Below are 19,340 nucleotides of genomic sequence, written 5' to 3' on the forward strand. Positions count from 1 at the left end.
CCCTCGCCACAAAGAGCTTGATCCATGGGCGCTGCGTTTACAGCCAGCACGCATCCCAGAGCGGGTAGTCGCCAATTTTATCCACAAGCCCAGCCCTGAGTGGATTGGCAACAATGTAGCGGGCGAACGGCAGAAGGTCCTCTCCATCGCGAATGGCCCGGTCGTGGAAACCGGTTTGCCAGAGTGGGCCACGGCGGCCGGTGATTTCGTTCACTTCACGGGTGCAGCGTGACTTGATGGCTCCGATAACGCGCCCCAGATTGCTTTCTTCCAGCTGCATCAACCAATGAAAATGATCGGGCATGATCACCCATGCGATGGAATTCACTACGTTGGTTTCATGAACTCGGCGCAGTTCTGCAACAAGTAAGCGTCCCAAATGCCAATCCGAAAAGACCGGTTGACGATCATGGACAACGGCGGTGATGAGATATGCCCGACCGCTTTCGGAATATCGGCCCTGACGCAAGCGGTGGGAGTTGGGGTGAGTTGGCATTCCATTGCTTCCCTTGAGGTTATCAATTGCAGATTCAAGGCTAGTACCCGGTTGTCCAGGGTAGATCCGCATGTGTTGAGTGAAAGTGCTGATAGCTGTGAAGGAATGACGGCATGAGAAGGCTGTTGTTGTTGTTGTTGTTGTTGTTGTTGTTGTTGTTGTTGTTGTGGCGAGGGGGCTTGTCGGAACGCCGCACCGCCCCGTTCGGCTGCGAAGCAGTCGCAAATCCGGTAACCGCGGTGTGCCAGACCTTTATCGGTTGCAGGTTTTGGCGCCGCTTCGCAGCGCAACGGGGGCAAGCCCCCTCACCACAGGTACTGCTGTGGCTGGAAAGGGGGGCTGAAATAGCTGATTTAGACATGTCGAAGGGGTAAATACGGCTTTGGCAGGGGCATGACGATGCACCATTGTTGTGCAATACTCGGCGCCGCTTTTCCCACTGATCTTGCGGGTTTTTCCTACAGGACGGCGTTGCCCACGAGGCAGGGCCGGTTCGGGATGCGATGGCTTATCGGCCTGCGCTTCGCCACTCGGTGGTCATATCCAATAACAAGACGAGGTTGTCCCCAATGCCTATAGGCAATCACCTGCACCAAGGCGAGACCGCTCAGGGTGGTCCGCTTAAACGTGAACTCGGCGAGCGGCATATTCGCCTGATGGCACTCGGTGCCTGTATCGGCGTCGGCCTGTTCCTGGGCTCGGCCAAGGCGATCGAAATGGCCGGCCCGGCCATCATGCTGTCCTACATCATCGGCGGTCTGGCGATCCTGGTGATCATGCGCGCCCTCGGCGAGATGGCCGTGCACAACCCGGTTGCCGGCTCGTTCAGCCGTTACGCCCAAGACTACCTGGGCCCGCTGGCGGGCTTCCTGACCGGCTGGAACTACTGGTTCCTGTGGCTGGTGACCTGCGTCGCGGAAATCACGGCCGTGGCGGTGTACATGGGGATCTGGTTTCCCGATGTACCGCGCTGGATCTGGGCGCTCGCTGCGTTGATCAGCATGGGCTCGATCAACCTGATCGCGGTCAAGGCTTTCGGTGAGTTCGAGTTCTGGTTTGCCTTGATCAAGATCGTCACCATCATTGCGATGGTGTTCGGCGGTATCGGCATCATCGCCTTCGGTTTCGGCAACGACGGCGTGGCCCTGGGGGTTTCCAACCTGTGGACCCACGGCGGCTTCATGCCCAACGGCGTCCAAGGCGTATTGATGTCCCTGCAAATGGTGATGTTCGCCTACCTGGGCGTGGAGATGATCGGCCTGACCGCCGGTGAGGCGAAGAACCCGCAGAAGACTATTCCGAACGCGATCGGCTCGGTGTTCTGGCGGATCCTGCTGTTCTACGTCGGCGCGTTGTTCGTGATCCTGTCGATCTACCCGTGGAATGAAATCGGTACCCAGGGCAGTCCGTTCGTGATGACCTTCGAGCGCCTGGGCATCAAGACCGCGGCGGGTATCATCAATTTCGTGGTGATCACGGCGGCGTTGTCGTCCTGCAACGGTGGCATCTTCAGCACCGGGCGCATGCTCTACAGCCTGGCGCAGAACGGCCAGGCCCCGGCCGGCTTTGCCAAGACCTCGAACAACGGCGTGCCGCGTCGTGCATTGCTGCTGTCGATTGGCGCGTTGCTGTTGGGCGTGTTGCTGAACTATCTGGTGCCGGAAAAGGTGTTTGTCTGGGTGACGGCCATTGCCACCTTCGGCGCGATCTGGACCTGGGTGATGATCCTGCTGGCCCAGCTCAAATTCCGCAAAGGCCTGAGCGCCAGCGAAGCGGCTGGCCTGAAGTATCGCATGTGGCTGTATCCGGTCAGTTCGTACCTGGCGCTGGCGTTCCTGGTGCTGGTGGTCGGCCTGATGGCGTACTTCCCGGACACCCGCGTGGCGTTGTATGTGGGGCCTGCGTTTTTGGTGCTGCTGACGGTGCTGTTCTATGTGTTCAAGTTGCAACCGACCAATGTGTCGCAGGGGGCGGTGCGTTCGGTTTCTTGAGTCGTAATGTCTGAAAGACAAAAGCCCCGGTCGATATGATCGGGGCTTTTTGGTTTTGAAGATCAAAAGATCGCAGCCTGCGGCAGCTCCTACAAGGACATGCCGGGCTGCGATCTTTTGATTGGCTGGTTCAAACGCTTGTTGAACTCAAGCCAGGTTGCCAGCAACGCCATCAGCCCGGCGCCCACCAGCGCCGTGAAGATCTGCATGGCAAACGCATCGTCGGTCAGGGCATTGACCATGTCCGCCAAGGGCGCCAGCAGCACGCCCAGGCAGAAAATCTCCAGCGAGAAACGGCCCATGCGGCAGCTTTGCTGCGCCAGCCAGTTTTGCGTCCATCCGCTGTCGGTCATCAGTTTCGCCGTGACGTAGGCCAGCGCGAGGAAGTGCAGCAGGCGCACGGGGGACAGGTTGGTCTTGCTGATGGGGTAGAAGACGTTTTGCAGGCTCGCCGGCACCACGGCATCGTGCAGGTCCGGCCAACGCCACAGGACGGTCAACACCCCCGCGACCACGACATACAGCGCCGCACTCACAAACAAGGGCTGGCGTACCAATGGGCGGTTTTCGGGCAAGCGCGGGCGCTGGCTGTGAATCGCAGCGGCGCCGCCAAGCACGAACAGCAACTGCCAGGCGACCGGATTGAAGTACCACACGCCGTCCTTGATGGCCGCCAGGTTCCAGCCCACCAGTGGCACCATCAGGTACAACGCCACTGACATCGCGACCACCACCCAGGCCTTGCGCACCAGTATCGGCAGCACCAGGGGCAGCCCGGCCAGCAGCACGATGTACAGCGGCAACGGGTCCATCAGGTTCGGCTTGAAGCGCAACAGCAGTTCATCGATCAGGGCCTGCTGTGGGTTGCTGATGAAATGATGCATGCCCATTTCTTCCACCAGATCCCGTGTTTCCACGTGGCTGTTGGCGAAAAACACGATGCCCATCAGCATCGCCAGCAGGAAGATATGCACCACGTAGAGCACCCACGCCCGGCGCAGGATCTTCACGCAGGCGATCAGAAAGCCTTCGCGCGCCAGGACTTTGCCGTACGCCAGCACCGCCGCGTAACCGGCCAGAAACACGAAAACCTCGGCCGCATCGCTGAAACCGAAGTTACGCAGGGTGATTTGCCCCAATGGGTTGTGGGGCACGTGATCCCAAAAGATGAAGATCAGTGCCAAGCCACGAAAAAAGTCGATCCGGTGATCGCGCGCTAACGTCATGACAGCAGGCTCGTATCAGCGAGTGAAAATGGGATTGGCTGCGGGCGCAAAGGGCCGCGCGCCAAGTCGGCGGCGCGCAGGGTGGCGTGATTCGCAGTGAATTGCAAAACCGGGATATTACCGGATGTCTCGGGCGTTGCTCCAAAGCTCAACCGCTGGTCTGAAAGGTCCGTCAATCTGCGATTTCTGACAGCAGACAGGCTCAAATACTCATAAGTGCAACGTTCTTCAAACGGGAGCCTCACATGAGACTGTTGTGGAAAGGGCTGTCCAGTTACACGGTGATCGGGGTCGCCAACACCCTGATTCACTGGCAGATCTTTTTCCTGTTGAGCGTAGCGGCCGGCCTCAGTCAGGCGATCAGCAACCTGAGCGCCTTCTGCGTGGCTGCGTCGTTTTCCTTCTACATGAACGCGCAATTTACCTTCACCGCCAGTGCCTCGGTCGGCGGTTATCTGCTGTTTCTATCGGGCATGGGGGCGTTGAGCCTGGGTGTCGGCCATCTGGGGGATGTCTGGCGATTGCACGGCTTGCTCACCGTGGCCCTGTTTTCGGCGTTGAGCCTGGTGTTCGGTTTCCTGTATTCCAAATACGTGGTGTTTCGCGAGCGTGATCAATGAAAATCTCGCTCATCGTCCCGGTGTTCAACGAGGAGCAGTCGATCAACCTGTTTTACCAGGCGGTGCGCCGAGAGTTGAAACTGGGCGACATCGAGGTCGAAATCGTCTTCATCAACGACGGCAGCTCCGACCGCACAGCCGAGCAGGCGACGGCGCTGGCCGAAGCCGATGAGCAGGTGCTGCTGATCAATTTCTCGCGCAACTTCGGCAAGGAACCGGCCCTGTTTGCCGGCCTGGAACACGCCAGCGGCGATGCCGTGATTCCCATGGATGTTGACCTGCAGGACCCGATCAGCGTCATCCCGCTGTTGGTCGAGCAATGGCAGAAGGGTGCCGATGTGGTGCTTGCCAAGCGCCGCAATCGGGACGTCGACGGTTACCTCAGGCGTCACAGCGCGTCGATTTTCTACCACGTGCTCAATCGCATCGCCTACACCCGGATCGAGGAAAACGTCGGGGATTTCCGGCTGATGGATCGCAAGGTGGTCGACGTGATCCGTTCCCTGCCCGAGCATCAGTTGTTCATGAAAGGCGTGTTGTCGTGGGCCGGGTTCAACACCGTGATGGTGGAGTACGAGCGGGCCGGGCGGGTGGCGGGGAGCAGCAAGTTCAATGGCTGGAAGCTGTGGAACCTGGCCCTGGAAGGCGTGACCTCGTTCAGCACCGTACCGCTGCGCTTGTGGACTTACGTTGGTGGCGCGGTGTCGGTTTTCGCGGTGCTTTATGCGGTGTACATGGTGCTGGACAAGATTTTCTTCGGCAACAACGTCCCCGGGTATCCGTCGCTGATGACCGCGATCCTGTTTCTCGGTGGCGTGCAGTTGATCGGCATCGGCATCCTCGGCGAATACATCGGTCGCATCTACATCGAGGCCAAGCACCGGCCGCGTTATGTGATCAAGGACATCGTCGGCGGCAAAGACCGGGGCGGGCACTAGCATGGGCCGGTTCAGCGACTTTTTCGTTCGCGAACTCAGCCGGCATCAGGTCTGGCGGTTTTTTTTGCTCGCCACCTTGGTGTATGTCCTGCCGTTGATCCTCGCGGACTATCCCTACATCGACGACAACTGGCGCTCGCTGGCGGCGGGCATGGCCTGGTCCGAACAGGGTCGACTTTTCGCCCAGCTGTTCTACAACGCGCTGACCTTCAGCCATGCCGCGCCGAACATCTTTCCCTTGCCCCTGTTGATCGCCACGCTGGCCATGGCGGCCGCGCTGAGCAGCCTGACCTTCCATTACTTTCGCCAGCCGACCATTGCTTGTTGTCTGGTGCTGTTGCCGCTCTGGTACAACCCGTTCTTCCTGCAGAACCTGTCTTATCAATACGACGGTCCCGCTACGACGCTGAGCCTGGTGGCGGTGATCTACGCGATCACCTTTCGTCACCCGTGGCGCAGCGTGCAATGGCTGGTGCCCTCGTTCCTGATTGCACTGGCGCTGGGGTTGTATCAGATCAGCCTGAATGTGTTCCTGGGCCTGTGTTGCCTGGAATTGCTCAGGGCTGCCAACGATAAAACCGCCCCGGTGCCATGGCGCGACCTGCTGGGCTGGAAAGCCGCCCAGGTCATCCTCGGCGGGTTGATCTACAGCGTCAGCGCTTATCCGTTCATGGACTCCAATCGCACGTTGCTGCTCGATTGGACGACGCATCCTTTATTGCAGATCCAGATCAACATTGCCCGGGTCCTGGAGAAAGTCGTGTTGCTGTTCCATGGCGGATGGCTCTGGGTATTCGGCGGGTTGCTGTTGTTGGCGATAGCCGGGGCGGTGCGGCTGGGGCTGAACGTGGCGGCGCGTCAGGACGACGGGCCGAGGAAGCTCTTGATCGGCCTGATGTGCTTGCTGACATTGCCGGTGGTGACGCTGCTGGTGTCCGGTGTCGCGCTGTTTTTCCGCGACTTCAACGAGGGCGCCCGCACCTTGATGGGCTTCGCCGTGCTGCTGGTGTTGCTGTGCTATTTGAGCCATCTGGCGCTGGCGTCGATTCATGAGCGACTGCCACTGTTGTTGATCATTCCGCTGCTGGCCATGCTGTCTTTGTCGTTCGCCTATGGCCGGGTGCTGACGGTGCAGAAAACCTTCGCGTCCACGGCACTGGCCAGCCTTGCCTACGACATCGCCAGCCATCAGTCGCTGCGCGAGGCCAGACGGATCTACCTCTCGGTGACTTACTCCGACCATTGGTTGGTGGCGGCGGCAGGCTCGTTCAAGCAGATGCCGGTGCTGCACTACCTGCTCAACATCGACTTTTACATGCTGGCCGAGAACCTGCCGAAAGCGGGCATCACCAATGTGGTGGCGGAGCGCGAGCGGCGCAATGCGACGCGGGTTGGCTATCAGGGCTATCCGGCGCTGGTGGACAGCCAGTTCTACCGGATTTACCTGATTGGCGATTACGGTTTTATCGTGATGAAGGAGCCGGTCCCGAGCAAAACGCTGCGGTGGTGACGGGCGAAGATCAAAAGATCGCAGCCTGCGGCAGCTCCTATACGCTGGGTCAGGCGGCGGCTACCTCGTTGGGCTCGAAACTGTCGGCCCGGGCCATCTGCCACATCCGCGAGTAGAACTCGCCGTTCACTTCGCCGGTCAGCAATTCCCCCGGTTTGAGGAACACATGCAGCTGCGAGAACAGCTTGATCTCGGTCGCCGACATGCGTCGCACCAGATGCTTGGCCGACAACTGCGACGGATGTTCGAGGCCGGCAGCGGCGAGCATTTCCGCCAGGGCCTTGAGGGTGTTGCGGTGGAAGTTGAACACACGCTGGGCCTTGTCCGGCACCACCAGCGCGCGCTGGCGCAGGGTGTCCTGGGTGGCGACGCCGGTCGGGCATTTGTTGGTGTGGCAGCTCTGTGACTGGATGCAACCGATGGCGAACATGAAACCGCGCGCCGAGTTGGCCCAATCGGCACCGATGGCCAGCACGCTGGCGATGTCGAAGGCGCTGACGATCTTGCCGCTGGCGCCGAGTTTGATCTTGTCCCGCAGGTTCAGGCCCACCAGGGTGTTGTGCACGAACAGCAGGCCCTCGCGCATCGGCACGCCGATGTGGTCGGTGAACTCCACGGGCGCGGCGCCGGTGCCGCCTTCCTTGCCATCGACCACGATGAAGTCCGGGAGGATGCCCGTTTCCAGCATGGCCTTGGCAATGCCCATGAACTCCCACGGATGGCCGAGGCAGAACTTGAAGCCCACCGGTTTACCGCCGGACAACTCACGCAGTTGTGCGATGAAATGCATCATTTCGATCGGCGTCGAAAACGCCGTGTGGCGCGAGGGTGACACGCAGTCCTCGCCCATCAGGATGCCGCGGGTTTCGGCGATCTCTTTGGTGACCTTGTGCTTGGGCAGGATGCCGCCGTGGCCGGGCTTGGCGCCCTGGCTCATCTTGATTTCGATCATCCGCACCTGTGGCGTGCGGGCTTGCGCGGCGAAGCGTTCCGGGTCGAAGCGACCGTCGCTGGTGCGGCAGCCGAAATAACCGCTGCCCAGTTCCCAGGTCAGGTCGCCGCCGTGTTCCCGGTGATAGGGACTGATACTGCCTTCGCCGGTGTCATGGGCGAAATTGCCCAGCTTGGCGCCCTGGTTCAACGCGCGGATGGCGTTGGCGCTGAGGGAACCGAAACTCATGGCTGAAATGTTGAACACCGACGCCGAATACGGCTGGGTGCACTGCGGGCCGCCGACGGTGACGCGGAAACTGCTCGGGTCGCTCAACGGTGCCGGGCGCATGGAGTGGCCGATGAACTCGAAACCCGACTGATACACGTCGATCAGGGTGCCGAAGGGTTTGTCGGCGGTTTCGTTCTTGGCCCGGGAGTAAACCAGCGAGCGCTGGGCCCGGGAGAAGGGCAGGGCGTCGCTGTCGGATTCAAGCAGGTACTGGCGGATTTCCGGGCGGATGCCTTCGACCAGGTAGCGGATATTGCCGAGGATCGGGTAATTGCGGCGCACCGCGTGGGGGCTTTGCAGCAGATCGAACAGGCCGATCAGGCTGAGGACGCCGGTGACGGCGGTGATCGGCCAGAGCCAGTCATAGTCAAGAAAGGGCAGGCTGGCGAGGGTGAAGATCACGCAGACGGCAAAGAAGGCGTAGCGGCTCAGGAGTGACAGGCTCATACGGTTTCCTTGAGTTTTAAGGATCGCAGCCTTCGGCAGCTCCTACAGGGGAATGCGATCCATATAGGAGTTGCCGAAGGCTGCGATCTTTTCAGGCATTTTGTGCCTGGAGAAAAATCGAAAACAGCTCGGACTGGGATTTGATCCCCAGCTTGCTGTACATGTGTTTCTTGTGGACTTTCACGGTTTCGACAGAGATTTCCAGCTTACGGGCGATTTCTTTGCTGGAGCAACCGCTGAGCATCAAACGCCCGACATCCAGCTCCCGGGCCGTCAACTGCGCACCTTTGAGTTGCTGCACCGAAGCCTCCAGTTGCACCCGCCAGTCGGCTTGTGGCGGTGCGGGAGCGAGGGCCACGACTTCGTTGATTTCATAGGGTAGACGCTGGCGCAACAGGCCGAGCACCCATGGCTGGATCAACGACAACAGAGCGATCTGCTGGCCGCTGAAGCGTTGCGTGCTGCCCAGGGACAGGCACAGCGTGCGGTCGCCTTCGAGCTGACAATTGAACTGGATTTCGTCGGCCACCACATTCAGACGAAAGTAGCGCTGGTAATACTCGGTCAGCTCGAAGTGCTCCGGGGCCACTTCCGACAGTCGATACAGCCCGGTGCGCGACTGCTCGCGGCAGGCGATGTAGAAGGGGTCGAGCAGGTACAGGCCGCGCAGGTAATCCTGGAACAACTGGTCGGGGCTGCCGTCCTCGCCGGGGCATTCGGCGAACACCTGTGGGCGCTGATCGGCGCTGAAAAGCAGGGCCACCCAGCTGTCGAAGGGCACGTACTGATCCAGCAACCGGACAAGCTGGGTCCAGAAATTGGGCTTGTCCAGGGCGTCGATCAGTTGCCCCACCGAGCGGTGCCAGGCGATGTCGTCCAACGAGAGTGCCATGCATCTACCCCTATCGTGTTACCCCAGCGGCGTGATTCCCCGCCCGCTTGCTTGCTGCGCATACTGGCGCACAGACACCGACCGGGCAATCTTTCTGCCGCCCGGTCCATAACAAGGAATACCCATGAAGGTCGAACTCGCCCAATTGGCAGGCCGTGACAACGACACGGCCTACAACCTCGAACGCACCCTGGCGGCCATCGCCGCATGCGCAGCCGATACGCAGCTGATCCTGTTCCCCGAAGGTCATTTGATGGGTTTCCCTTCGGCGGAGTCCGTGACCGATGTCGCCGAATCCCTTGAGGGGCCGTCCGTCAGCGCGGTAATCGCCGCTGCGCGCGAACGCAATATTGCCGTGGCCATCGGCTTGGCCGAGAACGACGACGGTCGCTTCTACAACACCACGCTGTTGATCACCCCTGAAGGCATCGCGCTGAAGTACCGCAAGACCCACCTGTGGGCCTCGGATCGCGGTGTGTACGAGGCGGGTGATCGCTACGCCACCTGCCTGTGGAACGGCGTGCGCGTGGGCCTGCTGATTTGCTACGACATCGAATTCCCCGAAAGCGCCCGCGCCCTGGCGCAACTGGGCGCCGAGCTGTTGATCGTCACCAACGGCAACATGGACCCCTACGGCCCGACCCACCGCACCGCCATCATGGCCCGCGCCCAGGAAAACCAGGCCTTTGCGCTGATGGTCAACCGGGTGGAAGAGGGCGATGGCGGTTTGTTGTTTGCCGGCGGCAGTGCGCTGGTCGATCCGATGGGCAGGCTGCTGTTCGAGGCCGGGCGCGAGGAAGGGCTGTTTGTCGTTGAGCTGGACCTGAAGCGGTTGACGGCGGCGCGTCAGGATTATCGGTATCTGGATGATCAGCGGCTGAAGTTGCCGGGGGAAGTGGTTGAGCATGCATCTGGATTGCGGGAGCTGCTGATTCCTTCGCGTTGAACCGCTGACGCCATCGCTGGCAAGCCAGCTCCCACAGGGATCTTTTGTGGATTCAGGTTTTGTGGCTGACACAAATTCTGTGGGAGCTGGCTTGCCAGCGAAGAGGCCCTGACAGACAACACACCTGTTTGACCCTTCACCCAAGCACGACAATGCCATACCCGTAATTTGCGCCGAACTCGGCTCTGCCATAAATCCAATAAAATTCGGAGTAGTCGCTCATGACGTCGCTTGCGACGCACCCTGTCATTTCATCGGCCTGGCGGCGGCTCTTACATGAAACTCAAGCGTCCAAGGAGCGGTCGGTCGGTTGTTGGCCCCGTTCGTGTTTCTTTTTGTCGTCGGGCAGGGCGTTGATGCAGTAATTGATATGGCAAAAAACGAACAACACCGTGTAGACACGATTCATGGGTGGTTCGAAATTGTATTTGGCCAACGCATACGCCCGGATTGCCCTGCGTACGCGGAAACACCAGACCAAAGAAACCAGCAAAGTCGTAACGTTCCACAAATGGCTTAGCTCCTCGGCATAGGCGACGGGAGTTATGATCAGCAAAGTCCCCAACCCCGACAGCGTCAGAAATCCGACCAGAAATGTCTCGGTCATAACCTTTGTGCGGGTGACCTCTTCAACAGCCGTCGAAACCCTGTATAGCCAGACGTACGAGTAGAGCCCAAACGTCAGCACCGACAAGAGAAGGAAGTGAAATGTCTTGATGTTGATTTTTTCTTTCAGCGTTGAAATGTCGGACATGCGAGGGATTCCAGTGGCGGAGGAGGGCGATTGACCGGTGAAGATCGGCAGAACACGCTACCAAAGTCGCTTGTGGGAAATTTCCGGGCTCATTGGCGGAGAGTTCCGGATTCACCCTTGGCCGAGTTTTGAAGGCATGGGATTCTGTGCATCCCTCAACATGGACCTATGGTCAGCGATGTCCTCTTCTATGAATGTTTCACCCAATCACTCCAGGCTCATCCACATCGCCGCCGCGCTGTTGATCGGCCCTGACGGTCGTACGCTTCTGGTGCGCAAGCGCGGCACCACGGCGTTCATGCAGCCGGGCGGCAAGATCGAGCCTCACGAGTTGCCGGTTCATGCGCTTGCCCGGGAGCTGGAAGAAGAATTGGGTCTGGACGTCGACCCGGCGCAGGCCGTTTACCTCGGTCCCTTCTCGGCACCGGCGGCCAACGAACCGGGTTTTGTCGTACACGCCGAGCTCTTTCAACTGAACATTGATTCGGATGTCACTCCGGCGGCGGAGATCGAAGAGGTGATCTGGATCGACCCGGCCACCGAGGGCGGTGTCGTTCTGGCGCCATTGACACGGGACCTGATCCTGCCGTTTTATCGAGCATCGCTGACCGCGATCGCCTGATCATCACGCAAAGGACCTCGCCCATGATCCCGCTCCAAGACCTGCTGATTTTTGCCGCTGCCGCGTTGCTGATGGTACTGACGCCGGGGCCGAACATGATCTACCTGATCTCCCGTTCGATCTGCCAGGGGCGCAAGGCCGGGGTGATCTCCTTGCTCGGCGTGGTCGCGGGTTTTTTCGTGCACCTGTTTGCTGCGGCCGCCGGTTTGACCGCCGTGTTCCTGGCGGTGCCGATGGCCTATGAGGTGTTGAAGTGGGCCGGTGCGCTGTACCTGATGTGGCTGGCCTGGCAGGCGGTCAGACCCGGTGCGCGCTCGCCGTTCGAGGCCCAGCAGTTGCCCCCGGATTCTTCGCGCAAGTTGATCACCATGGGCTTTTTGACCAGTGCCCTTAACCCGAAAATCGCGGTGTTCTATCTGTCGGTGTTTCCGCAGTTCATCACACCGGAGCATGGCTCGGTGTTCAGCCAGAGCCTCATCCTCGGCCTGACCCAGATCAGCGTCAGTTTCTGCGTCAACCTGCTGATCGCCATGTTTGCCGCGGGTATCGCCTCGTGGTTCGTCAACAATCCCACCTGGCTGGCGATGCAGCGCTATTTCATGGGCTTCGTATTGTCAGCACTGGCGCTGCGGCTGATGCTTGAGCAAAAACGGATGGCCTGAGCATGTGGATCGAGCGACTGGATGCCAGCCATGCCCTGGACTATCGGGCACTGATGCTTGAGGCCTACGACCTGCACCCGCAAGCCTTCACCTCGAGTGTGCGCGAGCGGGCGGCGATGCCGCTGGGTTGGTGGGAGTCGCGCCTGACGAGCAAGCTGGACGTGGTGCTGGGGGCGTTCGAGGACGGCCGGTTGGCCGGCATTGTCGGCCTCGCCTTCGAGCCTCGGGAGAAGGCCCGGCACAAGGTGACGCTGTTTGGCATGTACGTGACCGCCGGGGTCCGCCAGCGCGGGCTCGGTTATGAACTGGTTCAGGCGGCACTGACCGAGGCGCAGCACCATGGTGGTTTGCGCCTGATCCAGTTGACCGTCACCGCCGGCAACGATGCCGCGTTCAACCTCTACCGGCGCTGCGGTTTCGTCCAGTTCGGCCTGGAACCGATGGCCGTGCGGGTGGGGGAGGATTACTTCGACAAGATCCACATGTGGCGCGAAATATAAGGATCACCGCGATCCCTGTGGGAGCGGGCTTGCTCCGGGCGGCGATCCGACGATAGCGATATGTCTGATACATCAATGTTGGATCTGCCGCCGCCATCGCGGGCAAGCCCGCTCCCACAGGGGGGTATGTTTTCCTATCGAACCGCACTCACGCCATCCAATGTAGAAAACGACGTGTCTTTGGCCGTCAGCAAGAAGTCGCGCATGTACGGTGCATCGAGCATGTCGGCGCGGATCGCCGCATACAGCGTGGCGAACAAACCTTTCTCACCCAGCCGCTTGGCTTTCACATAACCCCGCGAGCTGTATTCATGCAGCGCCCAATGGGGCATGCCGCACACGCCACGACCGCTGGCCACCAGCTGCATCATCATTACCGTCAGTTCCGAGGTGCGGACCTGGGCCGGTTCGATGTCGGCGGGTTCCAGGAAGCGGGTGAAGATGTCCAGCCGGTCCCGTTCCACCGGGTAGGTGATCAGGGTTTCCGGGAGCAAGTCTTCGGGGACGATATAGGCCTTGCCGGCCAGGCGGTGCTGGTTGGCCACCGCGAGCATCGCTTCATAGGTGAACAGCGGTACATAGGTGATCCCGGCCAGATCCAGCGGGTCGGAGGTCACCACCAGGTCCAGGTCGCCACGGGCCAGGGCCGGCAGCGGGGCGAAGGAGAAGCCCGAGGCCAAGTCCAGCTCGACTTCCGGCCAGGCATCGCGGAACTGGTCGATGGTCGGCATCAGCCACTGGAAGCAACTGTGGCATTCGATGGCCATGTGCAGGCGCCCGGCGGTACCCCCGGCCAGGCGACTGATGTCGCGTTCGGCGGCGCGCAGCAATGGCAAGGTGGCGTCGGCCAATTGCAGCAGGCGCAAACCGGCGCTGGTGAAGCGCACCGGTTTGGTCTTGCGCACGAACAACGGCATGCCCATGCGCTCTTCCAGCTCCTTGAACTGATGAGACAGGGCCGACTGGGTCAGGTGCAGGCGATCGGCCGCATCCACCAGGCTGTCGGCTTCGCGCAAGGCGTGCAGGGTCTTGAGGTGACGGATTTCAAGCACCGGGTTGCTCCATGAGTAAAACTTGTAGATAAACCGAAAAGGTTGAGTTTGTCTCATGTTGATGCCGCTGTCCACGACGGGGCACATTGCGTGCCCCGCCGTTGTCATTTTACAGCGTGGAAAAGTGTTTGTTGCCCAGCGGTTTGCCGATGTCGCCGCGCCAGATCGCGTCGACCGTACCGCCACTGGCGGCCACGGCCTGTTGCCATTTCAGGCCGAGGTTGCGTTGTTCCGGCAGTTTCAGATGGCCTTTGACGAATTCACCGAATGCCGGCTGGGCCGAGGTGTAGTGGAAGTGCGCGTACCACAGGGTTTGCGCCGGTTCGCTGCGCAGGTCGCGCACCTCGTACTCCTGCAGGAAATCCCGTCGTCCGTCGGCGCGTTTGCCCAGGTCGCGCAAGCCACCTTCCTTGCGGATATCCACCCTCTGTTGTTCAACCAAATAGTCCAGATAGCCTTCGGTCGGGGTTTTGCTGCTCATGCTTTGATTGATGCGCAAGGTACGCCCCGTGCTCAACATCTCATCCGCCCGCTTGCGCAGTTGCAGCGCTACGGCATCGGTGGGCGACAAGCGTTCGATGGCCTGGGCACGCATGGTCAACTCCGTGGCCTCGCTGCCCATCATGTGCTCAAGGTCGACCGGGAGCATGTCCTGCCGCGCATAGCCTTCGACTTTGCGGGTGTAGGCGTTTGCCGCCTCCAGCCTGTTCCTGGCTTCTGTCAGCAGTGGCCCGACATCAGTGGGCAGTTCCGGCTGCACGGAAGCCGTTGGCTCGCTGAGGCGATATTTGCCGCCGGAGCGCGGCAGCCAGGTTTCCGTGTGGCCATCGACCCCTTCGATGGTGATGCGCTTTTGTCGGGTGACGGCGTCGGTGCTGGCGATGCCGATCAGCAATTGGTTGTCCTCGGTCTCGAACAGTTGCTGTCCGGGCCGGCCTTCTTTGGGCACCACAGAAGGTCGCGTCTTGATGGCCCGGCGTGCAAAATCTTCAACCTTGTCCAGGTTGTCCAGAAACGCGGTGACCTGTTCCAGGTCCAAATGCTGCGGATAGCCGAGGGTCCAGGCGCCCAGCTGACGCCGGAACTCGGTATAGGTGGCCAGGCAGTCTTCGAGGACTTTACTGCGCTGGCTGACGTTGGCGCTCACCTGGGGTAGCTGATGTTGCGTCAGCAGCGCGCGGCCGACCTTGTTGCGGGCTACTTTCAACTGCAATTGGAAGTACGTCCAGGACAGGTCGGTCACCGCGTCATAACGGGTGATGATTTCCAGGGTATGCGCCGTTTTCAGGTAGTAGTGATTGGCCTCGCTGAGTTTCTCATTCACGTTCGTCATGGCCTTCGCAATCTCCTTTTTTTGCGCCGGGTTAGTGATACGGCGGTTCCAGCGATTGGCTTCCTCGACCGTCGTATGCAGCTGATCGAAATCTTTGAGAAAGTTTTTGCGGATCTCCTTGCGTTGCGCCATGAACTGCAAGTGCGCGGCGGTATCGGTGATCGCTGTGGCATCTGATCGGGCGATCAGCTGATCGATACGATTGAGGTGTTCCACCAGCCGTTCCTTGGCCAGGCCGATCCGCCGCACCGAACGGTCGACGATGATCCAGGCGCAGCGACTTTGGATGCCTTCGATCTGCACGCGTTTGCGGCCATGGCTATACAGCATCAGCTCATCGAGATTCAGGTATTGGGCCTGGGCAAGGTCGATATCGTTCGCGCAGGCGACATCGGCACGGGTGCGAAGGGCCGGGCGCTGCTCGAGTTCGAGGCCGAAATAGTGCTCAAGCAAGGTGTTGCTGCTGCGGGTCTGGGTATCGAGCCGTAGCGTGTAGGCGTCGGCGGTATTAGTCAGGGTCAATTGCCGGCGCAAGGCGCGGTCGGTCCACCAGCGCGGCAGCCAACGGCGAATGGCGGCCGGCCAGAGTGGGTCAAGCCCGTCGGCCATGTGCCCGAGCACCGCGCCACCGCCCACGCCACCCCCTTCGATCACGGTGCCGTACACCGCGTAGTGGGTGTTCCAGTGGCCTGACTCATCGAGGGCGACTGGCTGTTTGTAGGTCCGGCTGCTGGTGCCACTCAAGCGCCAGCGGGGTGGTTCGCCTTCCAGTTCGATGCGATAGATTCTTCCCTGGCTGAGCATGAAGTCGCCGTCGGCGTGGCGATACACGTTGCGATAAATGCCTTCGCTGCCCGGTTGCAGGTCCGCGAGGGAAATCGGTTTTTCATATTCATAACCCTTGAAGCGCTCCAGCGACCGCCGCGCCTGGGGTTGCGTCGATAGCTGCAGGGCTCGCGGACTTTTGCCCAGCGCCCGCCACTGACGACTGCGCGTGGCGACGCGGGCAGTAGCAGGGGTGGCAGAGGTGCCGGGGAGAATGTCCATGGCCGCGTCGATCAGCGACAACAGCACCGCCTCCACCTCGGCCAGGCCATGGCCGACATCACCGCGCAGAAAGGCCGCCACCGCCAGGTTGGCGCTGTTCCAGGCGTCGTACAGGGCGATGGTCGTACCGACAAAGGGCAGCATGCCCACAGCCATTTTCAGGTAGTTGAACATTGCGCCGGACTTCAAGGCTACTTGCTCCAGGTACAACGCATCATTGGAGCGCGATGTCGCCCGATGGGCTTCCAGCAAACGGCCCATGTGTACATTCAGCAGATGCGCCGCCAGGGAGGTGCTGGCTGGCCAGGGCGTACCGACGCCGATCAGCCCGTCGAAGTTTTTCAAAACGGCCTGGTTGATCCGGCTGACGTGATGGGCGACATCGCCCGTCAAGGCCCGGCCGGCCAGGTAGTTGACCATCGAGTTGCGCAGGCAATCGTTGAACAGTCGCATCCGTGCCTGTTCAAGGCTGTCGAACTGGCGCAGATAAACGCCGTCGGGGCTGTCGGGCAGATACAGCAGGGTCAGGCCGCTGACGTGCTCCACGATAAAGGTGACGCCGGACAACGTGCTCGGTCCCTGGGCGTGGGTGTCCTTGCCGCCCACGGTCAGGTGCGCGGGCAGCAACTCGATGCGCTTGCCGTCGCTGGCAAAGGCTTCACGGCTGTTGGCGTCGATGGCGATTTCCAGCACTTGCCGGCCGTTGGCATCGATGTCCTTTGCCAACTCGGCGAATTCGCCTTGCAGGCGAAGCATCAGGCGCCACGGCTCACTCAGGCATTCGCGCCGATATTCATTACCGAACGTCGATGTCATCGAGGTGCCGAGGAACGTCTCGCGGATCAGCCTTTCATATTGCCCGGCCAGATCCAGCTCAGTGACCAGCTTGCGCAGCCAGGGCGTGGTGATGGCGCTTTTCAGTTGCAGCTGTTGTGCGGCGTCGGCACCGCTGACCTCGACCTGCATGAACGACAGCCGCCACCCCATTTCCTGATCGATGTTGCCCAGCGCCAGCTCACCCAGGGACAGCTTGCTGCGCTGCTCGCTGGCGAACAGCACATTTTGCTGAGGGGTGCCCGGAGCTGCACCTTCAATGACTACTTTGCGCCAGCTGGTTGAGTCCGGAACGTCGAGCAGCACCTGTACCGCTTGAGTGAGGTCGAAGTCCTCGCGCAGCCGGGCGTCGACAGCCTTGATGGCGAAGGCTTGCCGTGGCGGCAGTTCACGTTCGAGCCACGCGTGGGAGCGCTGCATCGCGCCGATCCAGGATTTGAACAGCGTCTTGAGCCGGTCACGCTGCACGGCGGGCAGTTCGCGATGCCACGACGGCAATTGAGCGGCCAGCGCACTGCTCTGGTTTTGCTCGAGGATGCGTGCGTACACCCAGTCCCGGGCGGCCGATTGGGGGACGGTCAGGCAGGTGAGGGTCTGCTCCCGCAGTTTTTCCAGTTCAGCCGCACGCTGGCGGGTACGAAGCGGAACAGGATTGGCTGCAATGATCCGGGCCGCTTGTTGTTCACAGCTGTGGAGCTGGATTTGCAGGGCGTATTTAAACGGCGAGCCGCTCAGCGGCAAAACGTGCACGGCCAGGGCAGGGTCGTTGACCGGGCGTTTGAACAGCGATTGTTCCAGCAGCTGTCGAGAGGCAAACCGTTGCAGTCCACCGAAGCGTCCGGGCCAGTAGAGCAACAGGCTGTCGGTCGAATTCGCCAGCAGCGCCGAGGGTTTGGCAAACAGCAGAACGCCGTCCAGTTCCTCGGTTTGCGTGCGGCGGGTGTCGCCTTCGGTGTCGGTTGCCGACAGTTCCAGCCGCGCGACCACCAGGTCGGCCGCTCGGGGCTGATCGGGGGCATCCAGCACACTGATGAGCCATTGATGCTCTTCACTGTCGATCTGATTCAGGCTCAATTGCAGTTCGGCTTCGGCGCGCAAACCGTCCTGGCGTGCCTGGAGCAGGGTGGCGTAATGCGGGCCCGGCTGGTGGCGCAGCTCTAGCCATTTGAGGCCATCGGCGGCGTCCAGTAGCGCCGTCGCGGCGGCGCTACTGGCCTGCTCGGCAGCGCTGAGGGTCTCGAGTTGCTGTTGCAGGCGTTGCAGACGTGGATCCTTGGCATCACCCGCAAAGTCATCGCCGAGCAGACTCTCCAGGGCCGTGCGTTGTTGTGCCAGCGCGCGGTGCCGCATGCCCAAGGGAATATCGGGACTGAGCTGGCCGAACAGGGCCGCGTCGTCGTCAGTCTCCACAAGGGGCAGGTCGGGGGGCGCGGCCAGCACGGCAGCATTGCCGGGCCGGTCCGCGGGGGCGACGGACAATCGGGACAACAGGGCTTCGGCGCCAGTGCGCAGCACAGCCTTGTCGAGGACCGTGTAATCGACGCTGCCCTTGTCCATCGACAGCCGGGGCTGGTCGAACCTCTGTGGCTGATGCTCGGTCAGCCAGCGCTCCAGTTCAATCCTGCTTTGAAAGGTCATCCAGGCGGATGAGTGTGAAGGCAGGTACAACAGCTGAGCGACCGGTTGATCGGTATCCCGGGTGATGACCAGCGCGCCCGACAGCGGGGTAGACAGGCCATTGTCATCTATGAGGCTCAGCTGTTCGACGTACACGGGGTGCTGGTCAGGCGTTGGTGTTGGCGCTGGCGGGTCGATGAGCGCCAGTAAGGTTTTGATCTGCCCGTCATCGAGGATGCCTTGGGCAAACGCCCATTGGCTCGACACCTCGAAATGCTGGCGATACAAGCGGATGGCTTGTTCCCGACGCGAGCGATCGGTGCCGAGTGCACGTGCGCTCCACCAAGTGGTGTCGAGCCGGGCTTGCGAGCTTTGCGCCATGAGGCTGAGCCACTGCTCGCGGCATTCTTCCCAGCGTGCCGAGGTGCTCAGGCTCAGGCCCTGGTCCGGGTTGGCGGGCAATGGGTAGATGAGGCCGAAATCGGCCGTAAGGGGTGTGGTTTCGTCAACCATGACGATGAGTCTCCAGAAAGCCGGGCCGTGCCGGCGGTACGGGCATTAGGCGACAGTCGACAGGAGGAGGGGCGGTACATAGTTATCGCGAAACCGGGTGTGGTGCCGGATGACCGCC

General features: G+C 60.9%; 16 protein-coding genes. 9 read left to right on the forward strand and 7 right to left on the reverse strand.

What is annotated here, in order from left to right; genetic code table 11:
- Window positions 1-37 precede the first annotated feature (37 nt).
- A complete protein-coding gene (locus KW841_RS12560; RefSeq protein ID WP_218476348.1) occupies window positions 38-496 on the reverse strand; it encodes a transposase in 459 nt (152 codons plus the stop codon).
- Window positions 497-609: 113 nt separating this feature from the next.
- Here KW841_RS12560 and KW841_RS12565 point away from each other — a divergent pair, with 113 nt between their 5' ends.
- Together KW841_RS12565 and KW841_RS12570 are read left to right on the forward strand one after the other, a co-directional pair.
- Window positions 610-870 (forward strand): hypothetical protein, encoded by a 261-nt coding sequence (locus KW841_RS12565; RefSeq protein ID WP_218476350.1) that lies wholly within the window; start codon window positions 610-612, stop codon window positions 868-870.
- A gap of 195 nt (window positions 871-1,065) precedes the next feature.
- Window positions 1,066-2,487 (forward strand): amino acid permease, encoded by a 1,422-nt coding sequence (locus KW841_RS12570; RefSeq protein WP_218476352.1) that lies wholly within the window; start codon window positions 1,066-1,068, stop codon window positions 2,485-2,487.
- 89 nt (window positions 2,488-2,576) lie between these two features.
- Here KW841_RS12570 and KW841_RS12575 read toward each other — a convergent pair whose 3' ends face one another.
- Window positions 2,577-3,713: an OpgC family protein gene (locus KW841_RS12575; protein WP_218476354.1), complete on the reverse strand. Its 1,137-nt coding sequence runs from the start codon at window positions 3,711-3,713 to the stop codon at window positions 2,577-2,579.
- 245 nt (window positions 3,714-3,958) lie between these two features.
- Between KW841_RS12575 and KW841_RS12580 the strand changes: the two genes are divergently transcribed.
- The 3 genes from KW841_RS12580 to KW841_RS12590 are packed head-to-tail and all read left to right on the forward strand — an operon-like array spanning window position 3,959 to window position 6,781.
- On the forward strand, window positions 3,959-4,333 hold the full coding sequence (locus KW841_RS12580) for a GtrA family protein (RefSeq protein WP_218476356.1): 375 nt from the start codon (window positions 3,959-3,961) through the stop codon (window positions 4,331-4,333).
- The gene (locus KW841_RS12585) at window positions 4,330-5,271 is read left to right on the forward strand and encodes a glycosyltransferase family 2 protein (RefSeq protein WP_218476358.1); all 942 of its coding nucleotides are present in this window, start codon (window positions 4,330-4,332) and stop codon (window positions 5,269-5,271) included. The genes KW841_RS12580 and KW841_RS12585 overlap by 4 nt, the downstream gene beginning before the upstream one ends.
- A 1-nt stretch (window position 5,272) precedes the next feature.
- Window positions 5,273-6,781, forward strand: coding sequence for a glucosyltransferase domain-containing protein (locus KW841_RS12590; RefSeq protein WP_218476360.1), 1,509 nt, complete (start codon window positions 5,273-5,275; stop codon window positions 6,779-6,781).
- A gap of 49 nt (window positions 6,782-6,830) precedes the next feature.
- Here KW841_RS12590 and KW841_RS12595 read toward each other — a convergent pair whose 3' ends face one another.
- Together KW841_RS12595 and KW841_RS12600 are read right to left on the reverse strand one after the other, a co-directional pair.
- Window positions 6,831-8,450 (reverse strand): FMN-binding glutamate synthase family protein, encoded by a 1,620-nt coding sequence (locus KW841_RS12595; protein WP_218476362.1) that lies wholly within the window; start codon window positions 8,448-8,450, stop codon window positions 6,831-6,833.
- A 91-nt stretch (window positions 8,451-8,541) separates the two neighbouring features.
- Window positions 8,542-9,342: a LuxR C-terminal-related transcriptional regulator gene (locus KW841_RS12600; protein ID WP_218476381.1), complete on the reverse strand. Its 801-nt coding sequence runs from the start codon at window positions 9,340-9,342 to the stop codon at window positions 8,542-8,544.
- 124 nt (window positions 9,343-9,466) lie between these two features.
- Here KW841_RS12600 and KW841_RS12605 point away from each other — a divergent pair, with 124 nt between their 5' ends.
- The gene (locus KW841_RS12605; RefSeq protein ID WP_218476384.1) at window positions 9,467-10,288 is read left to right on the forward strand and encodes a carbon-nitrogen hydrolase family protein; all 822 of its coding nucleotides are present in this window, start codon (window positions 9,467-9,469) and stop codon (window positions 10,286-10,288) included.
- Window positions 10,289-10,571: 283 nt separating this feature from the next.
- On the opposite strand, the gene KW841_RS12610 is transcribed toward KW841_RS12605, so the two are convergent.
- Window positions 10,572-11,042 carry a DUF4234 domain-containing protein gene (locus tag KW841_RS12610; protein ID WP_218476386.1) on the reverse strand — a complete coding sequence of 157 codons (471 nt, stop codon included), beginning with the start codon at window positions 11,040-11,042 and terminating at the stop codon, window positions 10,572-10,574.
- Window positions 11,043-11,232: 190 nt separating this feature from the next.
- On the opposite strand from KW841_RS12610, the gene KW841_RS12615 reads away from it, so the two are divergent.
- The 3 genes from KW841_RS12615 to KW841_RS12625 are packed head-to-tail and all read left to right on the forward strand — an operon-like array spanning window position 11,233 to window position 12,826.
- On the forward strand, window positions 11,233-11,664 hold the full coding sequence (locus tag KW841_RS12615) for an NUDIX domain-containing protein (RefSeq protein WP_218476388.1): 432 nt from the start codon (window positions 11,233-11,235) through the stop codon (window positions 11,662-11,664).
- Window positions 11,665-11,687: 23 nt separating this feature from the next.
- A complete protein-coding gene (locus tag KW841_RS12620) occupies window positions 11,688-12,326 on the forward strand; it encodes a LysE family translocator (RefSeq protein ID WP_218476390.1) in 639 nt (212 codons plus the stop codon).
- A 2-nt stretch (window positions 12,327-12,328) separates the two neighbouring features.
- A complete protein-coding gene (locus KW841_RS12625; RefSeq protein ID WP_116581955.1) occupies window positions 12,329-12,826 on the forward strand; it encodes a GNAT family N-acetyltransferase in 498 nt (165 codons plus the stop codon).
- A 134-nt stretch (window positions 12,827-12,960) separates the two neighbouring features.
- Here KW841_RS12625 and metR read toward each other — a convergent pair whose 3' ends face one another.
- A complete protein-coding gene (metR, locus tag KW841_RS12630) occupies window positions 12,961-13,878 on the reverse strand; it encodes a transcriptional regulator MetR (RefSeq protein ID WP_015093694.1) in 918 nt (305 codons plus the stop codon).
- Window positions 13,879-13,987: 109 nt separating this feature from the next.
- Window positions 13,988-19,222 carry a dermonecrotic toxin domain-containing protein gene (locus KW841_RS12635; protein ID WP_218476400.1) on the reverse strand — a complete coding sequence of 1,745 codons (5,235 nt, stop codon included), beginning with the start codon at window positions 19,220-19,222 and terminating at the stop codon, window positions 13,988-13,990.
- Window positions 19,223-19,340 lie beyond the last annotated feature (118 nt).

The sequence above is a fragment of the Pseudomonas sp. PDM28 genome (assembly GCF_019219115.1).
Classification (GTDB): Bacteria; Pseudomonadota; Gammaproteobacteria; order Pseudomonadales; family Pseudomonadaceae; genus Aquipseudomonas; species Aquipseudomonas laurylsulfatiphila.